The following is a 17599-nucleotide window of genomic DNA, read 5'->3' as shown; positions in this document are numbered from 1 at the left end:
GGGTGAGCGCGGCCGTCGCCCGGGCGAGCCGGCGCGGGACGTCCGCGGTGCGGCCGTAGCCCCCGGGGGCCCGCGCCGCGGCCCGCGCCCCCCCCACGGCGTTCGCGCGCGGGTCAGCCGTGGGTCCGCCGTGGGTCCGCTGTCGGCCCGTCGCGGGTCCGTCACGTTCCGGCGCCGGTTACCTGCGAGTAGGCCGGGACCTCGCCCCGCACCTCTGTTCGCTGCGGGCGAAACTTTGTTCCACCCTGCGGAAGACGCGGCGCCGCAGGGCCGCCCCGACGCCCGTCCGGCGGCTGTCAACCCCGCGTTGAGCTGCAATGATGCCCTTCCGTCGGGGGTATTCCCGCCCCGGTGACCGCTCTGTGGGACACCCCTGGGGTGGACCCGGACATCAGCCACCGCGAACAAGTGCGAAGATGTATTTCCGGCACGACTGGGCGCCTCACAAAGGCTTCCGACCCACCGGACCGCGACCGGCCCGGCGACCCACCCCATTGCATGGAGGACGTGACGTGGCGAACGACGCCAGCACCGTTTTCGACGTAGTCATTCTCGGAGGCGGAAGCGGCGGTTACGCCGCGGCGCTCCGCGCCGCTCAGCTGGGCCTGAGCGTCGCCCTGGTCGAGAAGGGGGAGCTGGGTGGCACCTGCCTGCACCGCGGCTGCATCCCGACCAAGGCTCTGCTGCACGCCGCCGAGATCGCGGACGAGACGAAGGAGGCCGCCGAGTTCGGCGTTCTGGCCACCTTCCAGGGCATCGACATCAACGGCGTCCACAAGTACAAGGACGACGTCGTCGCCGGCCTGTACAAGGGCCTCCAGGGCCTGGTCGCCTCCCGCAAGGTCACCTTCATCCAGGGCGCGGGCAAGCTCTCCTCGCAGACCTCGGTGGACGTCAACGGCCAGCGCATCGAGGGCCGCCACATCGTCCTGGCCACCGGCTCCGTGCCGCGCTCGATCCCGGGCCTGGAGATCGACGGCAACCGCGTGATCTCCTCGGACCACGCGCTCAAGCTCGACCGCATCCCGAAGTCGGCCGTCATCCTCGGCGGCGGCGTGATCGGCGTCGAGTTCGCCTCCGTCTGGAAGTCCTTCGGCGTCGAGGTCACCATCGTCGAGGCGCTGCCGCACCTCGTCCCGCTGGAGGACGAGAACTCCTCCAAGCTGCTGGAGCGCGCGTTCCGCAAGCGCGGCATCAAGTTCGAGCTGAAGGCCCGCTTCTCGGGCGTCGAGTACACCGAGGCCGGTGTCCGCGTCTCCACCGAGAACGGCAAGCAGATCGACGCCGACCTGCTGCTCGTCGCCATCGGCCGCGGCCCGGTCTCGTCCGGCCTCGGCTACGAGGAGAACGGCGTCGCGATGGACCGCGGCTACGTCCTGGTCGACGAGTACATGCGCACCAACGTGCCCACCATCTCGGCCGTCGGCGACCTCGCCCCGACCCTGCAGCTGGCCCACGTCGGCTTCGCCGAGGGCATCCTGGTCGCCGAGCGCCTGGCCGGCCTCAAGCCGGTGCCGATCGACTACGACGGCGTCCCGCGCGTGACCTACTCCAACCCCGAGGTGGCCTCCGTCGGCATCTCCGAGGCCAAGGCCGTCGAGCTGTACGGCAAGGAGAAGGTCGTCACCCTCAAGTACAACCTGGCCGGCAACGGCAAGAGCAAGATCCTGAAGACCGCCGGCGAGATCAAGCTCGTCCAGGTCAAGGACGGCGCCGTGGTCGGCGTCCACATGGTCGGCGCCCGCATGGGCGAGCAGGTCGGCGAAGCTCAGCTGATCTACAACTGGGAGGCCCTGCCGGCCGAGGTCGCGCAGCTCATCCACGCGCACCCGACCCAGTCCGAGGCCCTGGGCGAGGCGCACCTGGCGCTGGCCGGCAAGCCGCTGCACGCGCACGACTGATCACGCCACCACCCCCCATTTCCAGTACGCAAGACTTGATAGGAGTCGCTGAAACCATGGCGGTCTCAGTAACACTGCCCGCGCTGGGCGAGAGCGTTTCCGAGGGCACCGTCACCCGTTGGCTGAAGGCCGAGGGTGAGCGTGTCGAGGTCGACGAGCCGCTGCTCGAGGTGTCGACCGACAAGGTCGACACCGAGATCCCGTCGCCGATCGCCGGTGTCGTGGTGAAGATCCTGGTCGGCGAGGACGAGACCGCCGAGGTCGGCGCCCAGCTCGCGCTGATCGGTGCCGCGGGTGCCGTCGCCGCCGCTCCGGCCCCGGTGGCCGCTCCGGCTCCGGTCGCCGCTCCGGCCCCGGTTGCCCCGGCCCCCGTCGCTCCGGCCGCCCCGGTCGCTCCGGCTCCGGTTGCCCCGGCTCCGGTCGCCGCCGCCCCGGCCCCGGTGGCCCCGGCCGCGCCCGCTCCGGTCGCCGCCCCGGCTCCCGTCGCCCCGGCCGCGCCGGCTGCCCCGGTGGCCGACGCCGGTGACGCCTACGTCACCCCGCTGGTGCGCAAGCTCGCCGCCGAGCACGGTGTCGAGCTGTCCTCCGTCGCCGGTACCGGCGTCGGCGGCCGCATCCGCAAGCAGGACGTCGTCGCCGCCGCGGAGGCCGCCAAGGCCGCCCCGGCCCCGGTCGCCGCCGCCGCTCCGGCCGCTGCGCCGAAGGCCGCCGCCGCGCCGTCCGCCCTGCGCGGCCAGACGGTCAAGATGACCCGCATGCGCAAGGTCATCGGCGACAACATGCTGAAGGCCCTGCACGAGCAGGCCCAGCTGACCAGCGTGGTCGAGGTGGACGTCACCAAGATCATGTCGCTGCGCGGCAAGGCCAAGGAGGGCTTCCTCGCCCGCGAGGGCGTCAAGCTGTCCCCGATGCCGTTCTTCGTCAAGGCCGCCGCCCAGGCGCTGAAGACCCACGCGGTCGTCAACGCCCGGATCAACGAGGCCGAGGGCACCATCACCTACTTCGACACCGAGAACATCGGTATCGCGGTGGACTCCGAGAAGGGTCTGATGACCCCGGTCATCAAGGGTGCGGGCGACCTCAACATCGCCGGTATCTCGAAGAAGACCGCCGAGCTGGCCACCAAGGTCCGCGACAGCAAGATCACCCCGGACGAGCTGTCCGGCGCCACCTTCACCATCAGCAACACCGGCTCGCGCGGTGCGCTGTTCGACACCGTGATCGTGCCGCCGAACCAGGTCGCCATCCTGGGCATCGGCGCCACCGTCAAGCGCCCGGTGGTCATCGAGGCCGACGGCGGCACCGCCATCGGCATCCGCGACATGACCTACCTGTCGCTCTCCTACGACCACCGCCTGGTGGACGGCGCCGACGCCGCCCGCTACCTGGTCGCGGTCAAGGAGATCCTGGAGGCCGGCGAGTTCGAGGTCGAGCTCGGCCTGTAAGGCACCACTGCAGGTCCGCGGTTTCGGCTGCACGGAGCCCCGCGTCGTCCCTGGACGGCGCGGGGCTCCGCCGTTGCCGGGGTCCGCCTGCCGTCCGCCTGCTCCTGGCCGCGCCTGGTCGTCTCCGACCCGCGCCCGGCTGCGTCGAACATCACCAGCGTTTCGCCGGGCCATGGCATGCGCGGGGGCTGGCGAACGGGGATGCTGGAGCGGTGATGGACGAGACCGACTTCTGGCAGATGATCGACGAGACCCGGGAGGACGCCGACGGCGATCCGGACGAGCAGGCCGACCGGCTGGTGGAACGGCTGGTCCAGCTGACCCCGGACGACGTCATCGACTTCGCCCGGCTGTTCGAGGCCCGGTTCCAGCGGGCCTACCGCCACGACCTCTGGGGCGCCGCCTACCTGCTGCTTGACGGCGCCTCCGACGACACCTTCGACTACTTCCGCTGCTGGCTGATCGGCCAGGGCCGGGACGTCTTCGAGGGCGCTCTGTTCGAGCCGGACGACCTGGCGGACCTGCTGCCCGAGTTCGACGAGGAGGAGGACGGCGAGGCCGAGGACCTCGGCTACGCCGCCGACGAGGCGTACGAGCAGCTGACCGGGCTGCCGCTGCCCGAGGTGGGCGGGCGACAGTCCGGCCGACCGGCCGGGGCCGCGCTGGACTTCGACGACCCGGACGTCATGGCGAAACGGTTTCCCAAGCTCTGGGAGCGCTACGGGGATTAGGGCAGGCCACAGGTTCTGTCCGGCCGAACGGCGCGTCAGACACGCCCACGGCGTGAGCGGCGCCGGACGCGTCAGGCGGTGCTGCCGCCGCCGGACGTGCCGTCCTGCTTGACGCCCTTGAGGATCTGGTCCAGCACGGACGCGTCCGGCGCGCTCGGGGTGTCGTCCACCCCGCCCTCGAACACCACGAAGCCGCCGCCCTTGGCCGGGACGGCGGCCAGCAGGACGTAGCCCTGGGTGCCGTCCGCGGTGCGGATGTGCCAGCGCACGGCGTAGCCGGACACGCCCGCGACGGTCGTGTAGCCGGAGCCGGAGTCGGTGTGCGAGCTGATCCCGGTGAAGATCTGGCCGGCGTACGCCGGCATGGTGGCCTCGGCGGCCGTCTTGGCGGTGACGCCCTGGACGGTGTCGGTCTCGACCGAGAACTGGCCGCGGATGCAGGAGTTGCCGTCCGGGCAGGTGTAGCGGCCGGTGCCCAGGTAGACCGTGGAGTGCGGGGAGTTGGGCGCCACGTCCCAGCCGTCGAGCACCGGGACGGTGATCGCGTGCTGGGTGTCCGGGACGGTGCTCCTGACGGTCGGCGCCGGTTTGGGCGCGGGCGTCGGGGCGGGCGTGCCCGCCGTGGGGCTCGGGGCGGGGCCGGCGCCCCGGGTGATGGTGACCGTCGGGTTCGGGGTCGGGTCGGCCTGCGGGGAGCCGCCGCCGCTGAGCACGACCCCGGCGACGATCCCGCCCACGGCCAGGACGGCGACCGCGATGCCGACGACCAGGCCGGGCCTCATCCGGCCGGGCGCCGGCTGCTGCGGCGGGTAGCCCGGCGCCGGGTAGCCGTAGCCCGCACCCTGGGCGGGGTAGCCGTCCTGGGCCGGGTAGTAGCCGTCCTGGCCCGGGTAGCCGTAGCCCGGGGCGGGGGCGCTGCCCGGGTAGCCGTGGCCGGGGGCGTCCTGCGGGCCGCCGTAGCCGTACCCGGGCTGCCGGCCGGGGGGCTGCCAGCCCTGGGTGGGGGCGTCGGCGAGTTGGCCGGCGCCGCCCTGGAGCGGGCGCACCTCGCTGGTCCAGGCGTTGCCGTCCCACCAGCGCTCGTGACCGGGGGTGCCGTCCGCACCGGGGACCGGGTACCACCCGGGGGGCGTCGAGTTGCTCACGGCCGTACGGTACCCGGCGGGGTGCTGGTCCAGACAGAGCGGATCGGTCACGACTCTGCACCGCCCGCCAGGCCTGACGTGCCGTCAGTTTCGGTGGGCGGAAAGGCCGGTCGGGCTTGTCAGTGCGCCAGGCTGCGGGCCATCAGGACGTCGTCCACGTACGACCCGTCGATCAGGAACTCCTCCGCGAGCAAGCCCTCGACGACGAAGCCGCAGCCCTCGTAGAGGCGGCGGGCCGGGGCGTTCCAGCCGAGCACCCGCAGGGTCATCCTGCGCGCGCCCGCGGCCCGGGCGGCCTCGCACGCCGCCTCGACCAGGCGCCGGCCGACACCCCGGCCGCGGGCCGTGCCGTCGACGACCAGGCCCTGGATCTGCCGGACGTGCCGGTTGCTGGCCAGCGGGGTCGGCGGGACCTGGCGGACGTAGCCGACCACCCGGCCGTCCAGGAGGGCGAGCAGGTACTGCTCCGGGGCGTGCCGTTCGTCGAAGACGCCGTCCCCCTCGGGCGGCTGCGGGGAGACGTCGGCCAGCGGGGACCAGGCGGCACGGTTGAGAACGGCGAGTTCGACCTCGTCCTCGGGCTGAGCTGAGCGGATGATCAGATCGTCCTCGTGCATGCGCGTCATGCTAGTGAGGCGCATGCCGACATGACAGGGCTTTGGGAACTGGGAGGATGGACGCATGCGCATCGCTGTCACAGGCTCCACGGGATTGATCGGCTCGGCTCTCGTCCGCTCCCTGCTGGCGGACGGCCACGAGGTGGTCCGGCTGGTCCGGCGCCGCTCCAGGACGGGCCCGCAGCCCGACGGCAGCACGGCCATCGGCTGGAACCCGCTGCTCGGCCAGGTCGAGCAGGACGGGCTGGCCGGGGTCGAGGCGGTCGTGCACCTGGCCGGCGCCGGGGTCGGCGACCACCGCTGGACGGACGCCTACAAGCGGGAGATCCGGGAGAGCCGGGCACTCGGCACCGAGACGCTGGCCGTCGCACTGGCCGCGCTCAAGGAGCCGCCCCGGGTGCTGGTCAGCGCCTCCGCCGTCGGCTGGTACGGGCAGACCGGCGACCGGGTGATCGACGAGGACTCCCCCGCCGGCGACGACTTCCTGGCCGAGGTCTGCGTGGAGTGGGAGGCGGCCGCGCGGCCGGCCGAGCTGGCCGGCATCCGGGTCGTCCACCCGCGCACCGGGATGGTGCTGTCCGCGGCCGGCGGGGCCGGCGCGCGGCTGTTCCCGCTGTTCAAGCTGGGGCTGGGCGGGCGGCTCGGCGACGGGCGGCAGTACTGGAGCTTCATCTCGCTGGCCGACCAGGTCGCCGCGCTGCGGTTCCTGATCGACCGGGACGACCTCTCCGGCGCCGTCAACCTCACCGCGCCCGATCCCGTCACCAACGCCGAGCTGACGGCGGCGCTCGGGCGGGTGCTCCGGCGGCCGACCCCGTTCCCGGTGCCGGAGGCGGTGCTCAAGGTGGTGCTCGGCGAGCTGGCGGTCGAGGTGGTCGGCAGCCACCGGGTGGTGCCGCGGCGGCTGCTGGACGCGGGCTTCCGCTTCGCGCACCCGGACGTGGACGCGGCGGTGCGCGCGGCGCTGTAAGTGGCGCTGCGCGTGGCGGGTGGGGGCGGCCGGTGGCGCGGAACCCTGCCGTCCGCCGCGGGTTTCCGGCACGGGCTGCACGGCGGGGCTCCGGTACGTCCCGCTGCGTACGGCGGCTACGGCATTCGCGCTGGCCAGGGGCATATGCCGGGCGGAGATCGGGTGGGGGTCGGACGGGGCTCCGGGAGGGGGCGCATGGGAGCACACACCGGGCGCGTCGCACGCCCCCGGTGACCGTGCGCGCCCGCCAACCCCGGAACCCGGCCCCAACGGCGCACTGTCCGTGACCGCGCTCCCGCCCGGTGCCGCACGCCCCCTCTCGACCCTTGGATCGGGCCCGATGCGCTTGTCTGATGCTCACACTGACTGGGCATCACACCGTCGGACCGTGTCCCGGCACCCCGCTGCCTGCGTCGGCCGGAGCCCCGGGACCAGGGAGGGAGCACGCCAGTGCCCACATACGACTTCACCCGCCGCGCCCGCCGCCCGTCCGACCCTGACGTCATCGTCATCGGCGCCGGACTCGCCGGCCTGGCCGCCGCACGCACGCTCACCGGCCGCGGCCTCACCGTGCAGATCCTTGAGGCCACGGACCGGATCGGCGGCCGGATGGCCACCCGCGAACTGGACGGATTCCGGCTCGACGACGGCAGCCACCTGCTGAACACCGCCTTCCCCGAACTCCGCCGCGTCCTCGACCTCGACCGCCTCGACCTGCGCCCGCTCGCCGCCGGAGTCCTCGTGCACAGCGGCGGCCGCCGCTACCGCACCGGGGACCCGCAGCTCACCACCGCCCGGCAGGCCGCCGCCCGCGCCCCACTCGGCAGCCCGCTGGACAAGGCCCGGCTCGGCAGCTGGCTCGGCCGGCTCGCCACCACCCCCGCCAGCCGGCTCAAGGCCCGCCCGGAGACCACCACCGCCCGCGCGCTGGCCGGCCACGGGCTCGCCCCGCGCACCCTCGACGGCTTCCTGCGGCCACTGCTCAGCGCGCTGCTCAGTGACCCCGCCCTCGGCACCAGCAGCCGGATCGCCGACCTGGTCCTGCGCTCCTACGCGCGCGGACGGCTCTGTCTGCCCGCCGGCGGGATCGCGGCCGTGCCGGCCCAGCTGGCCACCACCCTGCCCGCCGGCACCGTACGCACCGGGGTGCAGGTCACCTCGATCACCGCCGACGGCGTGGAGACCGCCGCCCACGGGCGGATCGGCGCCCAGGCCGTCGTCCTCGCCACCGACGCCCGCTCCGCCGCCGAACTGCTGCCCGGGCTACGGCTGCCGGACTTCCACCCCGTCACGACCTTCTACCACGCGGCCGACCGCACCCCGCTGGGCGAGGCCGTCCTGCTGCTCGACGGCGACCGGCCCGGCGGGCAGCCGCCGCTGGTCTCGCACTCGCTGGTGCTCAGCGAACTGCACCCCTCCTACGCCCCCGCCGGACAGGCGCTGATCGCCACCACCGTGCTCGGGCGGCGCTCCTTCGACGCGGGCGGCCCGGCCGGACTGGAACCGGCGGTCCGGGCCCGGCTCGCCGAGCTCTACGGCGCCTCGACCACCGGCTGGCAGTTCCTGAACGTGCGGCACGTCCCGGACGCGCTGCCCGCGATGCCGCCGCCGCACAACCCCAGGCGCCCGGTGCGGGTGCTGGCCGGGCTGTACGTCGCCGGGGACCACCGGGACACCAGCACCGTGCAGGGCGCGCTGGTCTCCGGGCGGCGGGCCGCGCAGGCGGTGCTGCGCGACCTCGGCGTCCCGGCCAACGCCCGGGAGGCCGAGGCGGCGGCCTGAGCCCGTCGGGGTCGGCCTGACGGGCTCCCGGCCTGGGTCCCCCCGGCCCGGCTCCCGGCCCGGCGGGCTTTCGGTCTGGCTCCCGGGACACGCTGACGGCCCGCCGGTGGGTGACGGACCGGCGGCATGCCAGGATGCCGACATGACCGCTCATCGGATGATTTACACCGTCCGGCCGGTTGCGCGGTGAGCGCCGCCGTCCAGCCGGTGGCCCTGATCCTGATCCCCGCCGCGGCCGTCGCCGCGCCGCTGCTCGCCGACCGCCTGCTGCGGTGGATCGCCGTCCCGACCGTCGTGTTCGAGATCCTGCTCGGCGTCCTGATCGGCCCCGACGTCCTGAACTGGGCGCGCGTCGACGACCTGGTCAACGCGCTCTCCCAATTCGGCCTGGCCATGCTGATGTTCCTGGCCGGGTACGAGATCGACTTCGCCAAGCTGCGCGGCGGCCCACTGAAACGGGCGGGCACCGCGTGGCTGGTCTCGCTCGTGGTGGCGCTCGGCGTGGGCGCGCTGGTCAACCGGGACCCGCTGAACGGCGCCTTCGCCGGGCTCGCGCTCACCACCACCGCCCTCGGGACCATCCTGCCGATCCTCCGCGACTCCGGCGAACTGCCCACCCCCTTCGGCTCGTTGGTGATGGCCACCGGGGCGGTCGGCGAGTTCGGGCCGATCATCGCGATCGCCATCCTGCTCAGCGGCAACTCCCCGGTCCGGACGGCCGTCATCCTCGGCGCCTTCGCGGTGATCACCGCCGTCGCGGTCCTCGGCGCACGCCGCCCCCGGCCCGCCTGGGCCACCCGGCTCATCGAGCGCACCCTGCGCACCTCCGGGCAGTTCGCCGTCCGGGCGGTGATCCTGGTGCTCGCCGTCATGGTGGCCGCCGCGATCTGGCTCGACCTGGACATGCTGCTCGGCGCCTTCACCGCCGGGATCGTCTCCCGGTTGCTGCTCTCCGACATCCGCCGGGCCGAGGAGGAGGTGATCGAGGCCAAGCTGGAGAGCATCGGCTTCGGTTTCCTGGTGCCGGTGTTCTTCGTGGTCAGCGGGATGAACTTCGACCTGTCCGCCCTGCTGGACGACCCCGGCACGATACTGCTCGTCCCGGTGTTCCTGCTGCTGCTCGTGGCCGTGCGCGGACTGCCCGCCGGGCTGCTCGCCCCGGCCGGACTCGGCCGGCGGGACCGCACGGCGCTCGGGCTCTACGGCGCGACGGCGCTGCCGCTGGTCGTGGTGATCACCACCATCGAGGTGGACGACGGCCACCTGCCGTCCTCGACAGCGGCCGCGCTGGTCGGCGCCGGCATGCTCTCGGTGCTGGTGTTCCCGCTGGTGGCGCAGCGGGTGCGCGGCGGCGTCCGGCCGCCCTCGCCGGAGGCCGGGCAGCCGCGCGTCCGGGCCGAGAGCTGGTGACCCGCTTCGCTCCCGCCCGTCGCCGAGGTGCTCGGAGCCGTCGCCGGGATGCTCCAGCCCGTCACCGGGGCGCCCGGAGCCGTCGCCGGGCGGATGGGCCCTTCGGCCCGGGGCGGACCCGGGCCGGACGGGTTTCCAGGGCCGCCGGAGCTCGCCCGACCGGCCCCTCTGCGACAGGTCCTCAGATCACGCCGGCCTGGCGGGCCGTCTCCTCGAAGGCACGGGCCACCGGACTGCCCCGGTAGGGGGTGAGGCGGCGGTGGAAGTCCCGGACGTACTCCAGCGAGCGGGCCGAGCGCATCTCCCCCGCCGCCCGCAGCGCGTCGGTGGCCATGGTGCAGGCCTCGTCGAGGTCCCCCATGCCGAGCCGGGCGGTGGCCAGCACCAGCCGGCAGAAGATCCGGCTGCGCGCGTAGGCGGGTGAGCGCAGCCGCAGCGACTTCTCGGCGTGCTGCGCGGAGGTGCGCCACTGCTGGAGGTCGCGGTAGCAGTGAGCGAACTCGTCGGAGAGCTGGGCCTCGTCGAAGTACCGCGCCCAGGAGGGCAGTTCGTCGCCGACCCGGGCAGCGGCCAGTGCCCGCTCGGAGCGCACCAGGGCGGTGGTGCAGGCCCGGACGTCGCCCAGCAGGCCGTGCCCGCGCGCCTCGGCGGTGTGCATCAGCGATTGGACCACCGGCGGCACGGCGGTGCCCACGCCCTGCTGGGCGACCCGGGCCAGTTGGACGGCCTCCCGGCCGTGGCCCAGGTGGACGGCCTGCTGGCTCATCGTCACCAGGACGTACCCGCCGAGCGCGCGGTCCCCGGCGGCCTGGGACAGGCGCAGCGCCTGGACGAAGTAGCGCTGGGCGAGGCCGTGCGCGGCGATGTCGAAGGACGTCCAGCCTGCCAGCCTGGTCAGGTCGGCGACGGCGCCGAACAGCGCCCGGCCGATCTGCTCGCCGTAGCGGCCGCGCAGCATCGGCTCGGCCTCGCTCTCCAGGTAGCGGACCAGCGCCTGCCGGGCGTGCCCGCCGCCGTAGGCGTGATCGAGCGCCCGGAAGAGGTCGCCGACGGCGCGGATGGCGGCGATGTCGCCGCGGCCGACCCGCAGGGCGGGGCGCGACTCGCGGGCCGGTTCGGTGTACGGCGGCTCGACGGCGGTCGGCGGGCGCCGGCTCTGGGTGGGCACCCGGCCGATGGTGGGCCCGGCGGGGCCGGCCGCGCCCGGCACGGGGCGCATGCCGGGGGCCCCGTGGTGGGCCTGGCCGCGCGCCGGGCTCGGAGGGGGAGCGCCGGGCGCGGGGGGCACGCTCTGGGCGGGTGCGGCGGGTGCTCCGGATGCCGCCGTCACGGCGGATGCTGCGGTGCCGGCGGTACCGGCAGCGGCGGCGGACGGACCGGCGGACGGACCGGTGGCGGCGTCGGGGCGGACCATCGTCGAGCCGTCCCGGGCGACGCGCTCGTCGGTGCGGCCGATCAGCCAGTCCCGGCTGGGGACGACCAGGCCCGCCGGGGTGAAGGCGATCCGGCGCAGTTCGGACTGCGGGCCGTTGTCCTTGCGCCACATGCTCGCCACGATGTCCACCGCCTCCTGCGGGGTCTCGGCGAACTCCAGGCCCGCGTACACCGGGGCGCAGGCGTCCAGGCCGAGGTCCTGGGCGGTGAGGCGGCGGCCGAGGCGGCGGGTGAAGACCTCGGCGATCAGCGCGGGGGTGGCGCCGCGGGGTTGCTGGCCGCGCAGCCAGCGGGTGACCGAGGTCTTGTCGTAGCGCAGGTCGAGGCCGTGTTCCAGGCCGAGCTGGTCGACCCGGCGGGCCAGGCCCGCGTGCGAGAAGCCGGCTTCCTCGATGAGCGCGGCGAGTTGGCCGTTCTGCGGGGACGGGCCGGAGTGCCCGGAGTGGCCGCCGACCGGCCCGGGCGCGGGGACGGCGGGTTCGTGCCGGTCGGTTGTGGCCTGCGCGGGCAGCCGCAGTTCGTCGGCGGTCGGGGCGTCGGCGGTCAGGGCGTCGGGGGCGTCCGGCAGGGTCCGGCCGACCGGGCCTCGGTGGTGGCCGAGCGGGTCGAGCGGTCCGTACGCCGGGCTGTCGGTTGCAGGCCGTTGGGGCATGTCAGTCAACACCTCTCGGACGTCGCACCGGGCTCTACCAGCACTTCGGCTGCCTGGGGCGGCGCCCCCTGTCGGGAATCGGCGTGAATGTAGCGAGCATTCGGGCGCTATGGGTGGATCTGACCGAGCAATCCTCCGAACGGGTGAAGCAATCGCGCCCATTGTGGGGAAGCGCGGGCGGCGCGGGTTTGGCCTTTCGCGGTCGAACCGTCGATCGACCATCGTGGCGGTGAACACCACAGCCCACCGGGATGCTGTGGTGGACCACCACATGGGAGCCGGGCCCCCGGGTTTCCTAGCGTTCTCGGCCATGGACACCACTACAGCCCGCCCGCTCGACGGCCGGACGGCCCTGGTCACCGGGGCCGCCTCGGGCATCGGCCGGGCCTGTGCCGAGGCCTTCGCCGGGGCCGGCGCCCGGGTCTACGTCGTCGATCTCGCGGCCGGTCCGGCCCGGGAGCTCGCCGAGCGGATCGGCGGCCGCGCCGTCGTCGCGGACCTCGCCGACCCCGAGGCCGTGGAGGCCCTGCCGGCCGACGCCGACATCGTGGTCAACAACGCCGGCCTCCAACACATCGCGCCCGTCCACGAGTTCCCGCCAGACCGCTTCACCCTCATCCAACGCGTCATGGTCGAGGCGCCGTTCCGCATCCTGCGCCGCACTCTCCCGCACATGTACGAGCGGGAGTGGGGCCGGGTGGTCAACATCTCCTCCGTCCACGGCCTGCGGGCCAGCGCCTTCAAGTCCGCCTACGTCACCGCCAAGCACGCGCTGGAGGGCCTCAGCAAGACCGTCGCCCTGGAGGGTGCCCCCTACGGCGTCACCAGCAACTGCATCAACCCGGGCTACGTCCGAACTGCCCTGGTGGAGAAGCAGATCGCGAGCCAGGCGCTCGCCCACGGCATCCGCGAGGACGAGGTCGTCGAGCAGATCATGCTCGAACGCACGGCCGTCAAGCGTCTCATCGAACCCGAGGAGATCGCCCAACTCGCCCTCTGGCTCTGCTCCCCGCCCGCTTCCTACATCACCGGCGCCAGCCTCCCCGTCGACGGCGGCTGGACGGCGCACTGAGCGGCGGCACCTGGCCGCCCTCCCCAGGCCGACCCCCAGGACTATGTGGGCGGCCCACATAGTCCCGGGGAACGCGCCTCCCTACCTTGTGGCGACGTCCCTTGGGGCGGCGCCCCTTGTGACGACATTCCTCGGGGCGACGCCTCTCGGGGCGACGTCCTCCCCCCGGCCCGGAAGTGGTGACCATGAACGCCTCCGCACCAGCCACGGCAGCCACCCGCTCACTCCCTCGGGTCGTGGCCGCCAGTCTCATCGGGACCACCATCGAGTGGTACGACTACTTCTTGTACGGAACAGCGGCCGCGCTGGTGTTCAACAAGCTGTTCTTCCCGAACACCGATCCGCTGACGGGGACGCTGCTGTCCTTCCTCACCTACGCGATCGGGTTCGCCGCGCGGCCGGTCGGGGCGCTGGTGTTCGGGCACTTCGGGGACCGGGTCGGGCGGAAGAAGCTGCTCGTCGTCAGCCTGCTGCTGATGGGCGGGTCGACCACGCTGATCGGGGTGCTGCCCACCTACAGCTCCATCGGGGCGGCGGCGCCGGTGCTGTTGACGGTGCTGCGCCTGGTGCAGGGCTTCGCGCTCGGCGGGGAGTGGGGCGGGGCGGTGCTGCTGGTGTCGGAGCACGGGGACCAGCGGCGGCGCGGGTTCTGGGCGTCGTGGCCGCAGGGCGGGGCGCCGGCCGGGAACCTGCTGGCGGCGGGGGTGCTGTCGCTGCTGACGGCGGTGCTGTCGGAGGACGCGTTCCTGTCGTGGGGGTGGCGGGTGCCGTTCCTGCTGTCGGCGGTGCTGGTCGGGGTCGGGCTGTGGATCCGGCTCGCGGTGGACGAGTCGCCGCTGTTCAAGCAGGCGCTGGCGGCCCAGCAGCAGCGGAAGACCGTCGAACAGCCGCCGCTGGTGGCGGTGTTGCGCAACCACTGGCGGGAGGTGCTGGTGGCGATGGGCGCACGGATGGCGGAGAACATCTCGTACTACGTGATGACCACGTTTGTGCTGACGTACGCCGTCACCCACGCGCACTTCTCCAAGCAGACCGCGCTGAACGCCGTACTGATCGGCTCGGCGATCCAGTTCGCGCTGATCCCGCTGTTCGGAGCACTGTCCGACCGGGTCGGACGCAAACCGGTGTACCTGGTGGGCGCGGTCGGGGTGGGCATCTGGGCGTTCGTCTTCTTCGGGCTGGTGGACACCAGGTCGTTCGGACAGCTGGTGGTCGCGGTGACGGTCGGACTGGTCTTCCACAGCGCGATGTACGCACCGCAGGCGGCGTTCTTCTCCGAGCTGTTCGCCACCCGGATGCGCTACTCGGGCGCCTCGATCGGGGCCCAGTTCGCCTCGGTGGCCGCCGGCGCGCCCGCGCCGCTGATCGCGACCGCACTGCTCAAGGACTACGGCAACGCCACCCCGATCTCGGTGTACGTGGCGATCGCGGCGGCGATCACCGTGCTGGCGGTGCTGTGCGGGCGGGAGACCAGGGGCAGCGACCTGGCGGACGTCGAGGCGGCGGTGGAGGCGGACGGCGCCGCCGTGGCGGCCAAGCCCGCCACCGCCTGACGGCCGAGCCGCTACGATCGCGCTTCCGCCGGACCCGACGCCGATTGGCGGCACGCACCATGAACCACCCTCACGAAAGCGCCGCGCCCGCGCTGCGGCGGCTGCTCGACCTGCTCGCCTCCGGCGCCGCCACCGAGGACTTCGCCGACGTGCTGGCCGACGCCCGCCGCCGCGGGGCGCCGGCCGCCGTCCTCGCCGATATCGACGACGCCACCTGGCAGGCCCTGCGGGTGCACCGCACGCTGCGTCAACACCGGCGCCGGGAGACGGAGTTGACCGCCCTGTTCGACACCGCCGGGGACCTCGCCGCCTCCCGGGAGCTGGACACCGTGCTCCAGGCGATCGTCCGCCGCGCCCGGATGCTGCTCGGCACCGACACCGCGTACCTGACCCTGCCGGACGAGGCCGCGGGCGACACCTACATGCGGGTCACCGACGGCTCGGTCTCCGTCCTGTTCCAGACCCTGCGGCTCAGCCTCGGACACGGCCTGGGCGGCCTGGTCGCGCAGACCGCCCGCCCGTACGCCACCCCCGACTACCGCACCGACGAACGGTTCCACCACACCGGCACGATCGACGCGGGCGTGCTCGACGAGGGCCTGGTGGCGATCATCGGCGTGCCGCTGCTGCTCGGCGGCGAGGTCATCGGGGTGCTGTTCGCCGCCGACCGCTCGCCCCGCGCCTTCTCCCCCGACGAGGTGGCGCTGCTGTGCACGCTGGCCGCGCACGCCGCGATCGCCCTGGACACCGCCAAGTCGCTGGCCGACACCCGGGCCGCGCTCGCCGAACTCAACAGCGCCAACGAACTGGTCCGCGCCCACTCGGCCGCCGTCCAGCGCGCCGAGCAGGCGCACGACCGGCTCACCGACCTGGTGCTGCGCGGCGCCGAGGTGCCGGACGTCGCCGCCGCCGTCGCGACCCTGCTGGGCGGCGAGATAGCCGTCCTCGACGCCGAGGGCGAGCCGCTGGCCGGGCGGTCCGCACCCGCCGGCGAACTGGCGGAGGCGGTCGCCGCGTCCCGGGCCGAGGGGCGGTCCGTCCGGCACGGCGAGCTGTGGGTATGCGCGGTGCTGGCCGGGCACGACGCGCTCGGCACCCTGGTGCTGCGCGGACGCCCCGGCCTCGACGACGCCGACCGGCGGCTGTTCGAGCGGGCCAGCGTGGTGACCGCGCTGCTCCTGCTGCTGCGCCGCTCGGTGGCCGAGACCGAGAACAGGGTCCGCGGCGAACTGCTCACCGACCTGCTCACCGCCCCCGACCGCGATCCGGCCGGGCTCACCGCGCGCGGCCGCCGGCTCGGCGTCGACCTCGCCCGCCCGCACCTGGTCCTGGTCGCCGAACCGGCCGAACCCGCCGGACCCCCCGTCCCCGACCGCGGCCGGCTGGCCGGCGCCGCCCGGCGGTACCTGTTCGGCTCCCGGGGCGTCAGCGCCGAGCACGGCGAGGCGGTGGTGCTGCTGGTGCCGGAGGCTGGCGACCCGGAGGAGGCCGCACGGCAGGCCGCCGAGCGGCTGGCCCGGCTGGCCGGGTTCCCCGTCACCGTGGGCGCCGGCCGCCCGGCCGCCGGCCCGCCCGCGCTGGCCGCCTCGTACGCCGAGGGCCTGCGCTGCGTCCGGGCGCTGCGGGTGCTCGGCCGCGCCGGGGAGGGCGCCTCGGCCCGCGCGCTGGGCTTCCTCGGGGTGCTGCTCGGCGACGGGCACGACGTGGACGGCTTCGTCGGCTCGGCGCTCGGCCCGCTGCTCGCCTACGACACCCGCCGCGGCACCGAACTTGTCCGCACCCTGCGCGCCTACTTCGACTGCGGCGGCAGCCTCACCCGCGCCAAGGACGAACTGCACGTCCACGTGAACACCGTCGTCCAGCGGCTGGACCGGGTCGAGGCGCTGCTCGGCCCGGACTGGAACCACCCCGAGCGCTCGCTCGAACTCCAGCTGGCGCTGCGGCTGCAACTGCTGGCGGGGGGCTGAACGGGTCCTTGCGGGCGCGGTCCCTACGGGCCGCCCGTGCGGGCGGTTCAGCCGTGCGTACAGGCCGTACGGGCGGCTGAACCGCCCGCACGGGCGTGGGCGTACAGTGGCGAGGTTGGTCTCGAACGCCTGGCAAGGAGCGGCAGCGGTGAGCGAGAACGTGCGTTTCGTTCGAATGGGGACAGGCGAGGGCGCCATCGCCTACCAGGAGGCCTGGGAGGAGCAGCAGCGCCTGCACGCGCTGCGGGTCGCGGACGAGATCCCCGACACCGTGCTGCTGCTGGAGCACCAGCCCGTCTACACGATGGGCAAGCGCACCAACCCCGCCGACCTGCCGCTCGACGGCACCCCGGTGGTCGAGGTCAACCGCGGCGGGGAGATCACCTGGCACGGCCCCGGCCAGCTGGTCGGCTACCCCATCGTCAAGCTGCCCGACCCGATCGACGTGGTCGCCTACGTCCGCCGGCTGGAGGAGGCGCTGATCCGCGCCTGCGCCGGGTTCGGCGTCGGCACCACCCGGGTCGAGGGCCGCAGCGGCGTCTGGGTACTGGGCGATTCCATCCCGGACGCCGTGGTGGACCCGGCGCAGGTGGTGGACATCGGCAAGCTGACCCTGCGGATGGGCCTGCCGCTGGGCATCGACCCGCGGCTGGCCGGCCCCGAGTACGCGCCGTCCAACGCCGGCCAGCGCGGCGACGACCGCAAGCTCGCCGCGATCGGCGTCCGGGTCGCCCGCGGGGTCACCATGCACGGCTTCGCGCTCAACTGCGACCCCGACATGACCTGGTTCGACCGGATCGTGCCGTGCGGCATCCGGGACGCCGGCGCGCGCGGCCGGCCCCGCCCGGGCGCGCGTGGCGGCCGAGGAGGCGCGCCGGCTCGGCCGGGGGGGGCGAGAGCCCGCGCCGGGCGAGGGCGGG

Annotated in this window: 13 protein-coding genes; 10 read left to right on the top strand and 3 right to left on the bottom strand. The window is 74.2% G+C overall.

All coding sequences use genetic code 11. The features are described 5' to 3' along the window. The first annotated feature begins 512 nt into the window (after window positions 1–512). From lpdA to ACFV6I_RS01445, 3 genes are all read left to right on the top strand, one after another. Entirely contained in the window at window positions 513–1901 is a 1389-nt protein-coding gene (lpdA, locus tag ACFV6I_RS01455; protein WP_363372086.1) for a dihydrolipoyl dehydrogenase, read from the top strand. Window positions 1902–1918: 17 nt separating this feature from the next. After that, a complete protein-coding gene (gene sucB, locus ACFV6I_RS01450) occupies window positions 1919–3346 on the top strand; it encodes a 2-oxoglutarate dehydrogenase, E2 component, dihydrolipoamide succinyltransferase (RefSeq protein ID WP_380423235.1) in 1428 nt (475 codons plus the stop codon). A gap of 215 nt (window positions 3347–3561) precedes the next feature. Continuing rightward, window positions 3562–4077 carry a DUF4240 domain-containing protein gene (locus tag ACFV6I_RS01445; protein WP_350885237.1) on the top strand — a complete coding sequence of 172 codons (516 nt, stop codon included), beginning with the start codon at window positions 3562–3564 and terminating at the stop codon, window positions 4075–4077. A 71-nt stretch (window positions 4078–4148) separates the two neighbouring features. Here the strand turns inward: ACFV6I_RS01445 and ACFV6I_RS01440 are convergent, their stop codons facing one another. Beyond that, complete coding sequence (locus tag ACFV6I_RS01440; protein ID WP_380423231.1) at window positions 4149–5222, bottom strand: DUF2510 domain-containing protein; 1074 nt, start codon at window positions 5220–5222, stop codon at window positions 4149–4151. A 119-nt stretch (window positions 5223–5341) separates the two neighbouring features. Next, window positions 5342–5839: a GNAT family N-acetyltransferase gene (locus ACFV6I_RS01435; RefSeq protein ID WP_380423230.1), complete on the bottom strand. Its 498-nt coding sequence runs from the start codon at window positions 5837–5839 to the stop codon at window positions 5342–5344. A gap of 64 nt (window positions 5840–5903) precedes the next feature. Here ACFV6I_RS01435 and ACFV6I_RS01430 point away from each other — a divergent pair, with 64 nt between their 5' ends. The 3 genes from ACFV6I_RS01430 to ACFV6I_RS01420 all read left to right on the top strand — a co-directional run bounded on the left by ACFV6I_RS01430 (window position 5904) and on the right by ACFV6I_RS01420 (window position 10001). Then, complete coding sequence (locus ACFV6I_RS01430) at window positions 5904–6809, top strand: TIGR01777 family oxidoreductase (RefSeq protein WP_363372099.1); 906 nt, start codon at window positions 5904–5906, stop codon at window positions 6807–6809. A 450-nt stretch (window positions 6810–7259) separates the two neighbouring features. Continuing rightward, window positions 7260–8591: an NAD(P)/FAD-dependent oxidoreductase gene (locus tag ACFV6I_RS01425; protein ID WP_380423229.1), complete on the top strand. Its 1332-nt coding sequence runs from the start codon at window positions 7260–7262 to the stop codon at window positions 8589–8591. 186 nt (window positions 8592–8777) lie between these two features. Next, window positions 8778–10001: a cation:proton antiporter gene (locus ACFV6I_RS01420; protein WP_380423228.1), complete on the top strand. Its 1224-nt coding sequence runs from the start codon at window positions 8778–8780 to the stop codon at window positions 9999–10001. A 181-nt stretch (window positions 10002–10182) separates the two neighbouring features. Here ACFV6I_RS01420 and ACFV6I_RS01415 read toward each other — a convergent pair whose 3' ends face one another. Continuing rightward, a complete protein-coding gene (locus ACFV6I_RS01415) occupies window positions 10183–12087 on the bottom strand; it encodes a regulator (RefSeq protein ID WP_380423227.1) in 1905 nt (634 codons plus the stop codon). 310 nt (window positions 12088–12397) lie between these two features. Between ACFV6I_RS01415 and ACFV6I_RS01410 the strand changes: the two genes are divergently transcribed. The 4 genes from ACFV6I_RS01410 to lipB form a co-directional block, all read left to right on the top strand. Then, entirely contained in the window at window positions 12398–13159 is a 762-nt protein-coding gene (locus ACFV6I_RS01410) for a 3-hydroxybutyrate dehydrogenase (RefSeq protein ID WP_380423226.1), read from the top strand. Between the two features lie 185 nt (window positions 13160–13344). Next, window positions 13345–14712: an MFS transporter gene (locus ACFV6I_RS01405; protein WP_380423225.1), complete on the top strand. Its 1368-nt coding sequence runs from the start codon at window positions 13345–13347 to the stop codon at window positions 14710–14712. A 59-nt stretch (window positions 14713–14771) separates the two neighbouring features. Then, window positions 14772–16679: a helix-turn-helix domain-containing protein gene (locus ACFV6I_RS01400; RefSeq protein ID WP_380423224.1), complete on the top strand. Its 1908-nt coding sequence runs from the start codon at window positions 14772–14774 to the stop codon at window positions 16677–16679. A gap of 175 nt (window positions 16680–16854) precedes the next feature. Continuing rightward, window positions 16855–17599, top strand: a 745-nt coding sequence (gene lipB, locus ACFV6I_RS01395) for a lipoyl(octanoyl) transferase LipB (RefSeq protein ID WP_380423234.1), incomplete at its 3' end; no start/stop codon positions are given.

Source organism: Kitasatospora sp. NPDC059803 (assembly GCF_042732255.1).
Taxonomy (GTDB): Bacteria; Actinomycetota; Actinomycetes; order Streptomycetales; family Streptomycetaceae; genus Kitasatospora.
The sequence above is the reverse complement of the archived record's forward strand: the minus strand, read 5'-3'. Positions and strand labels throughout refer to the sequence as shown.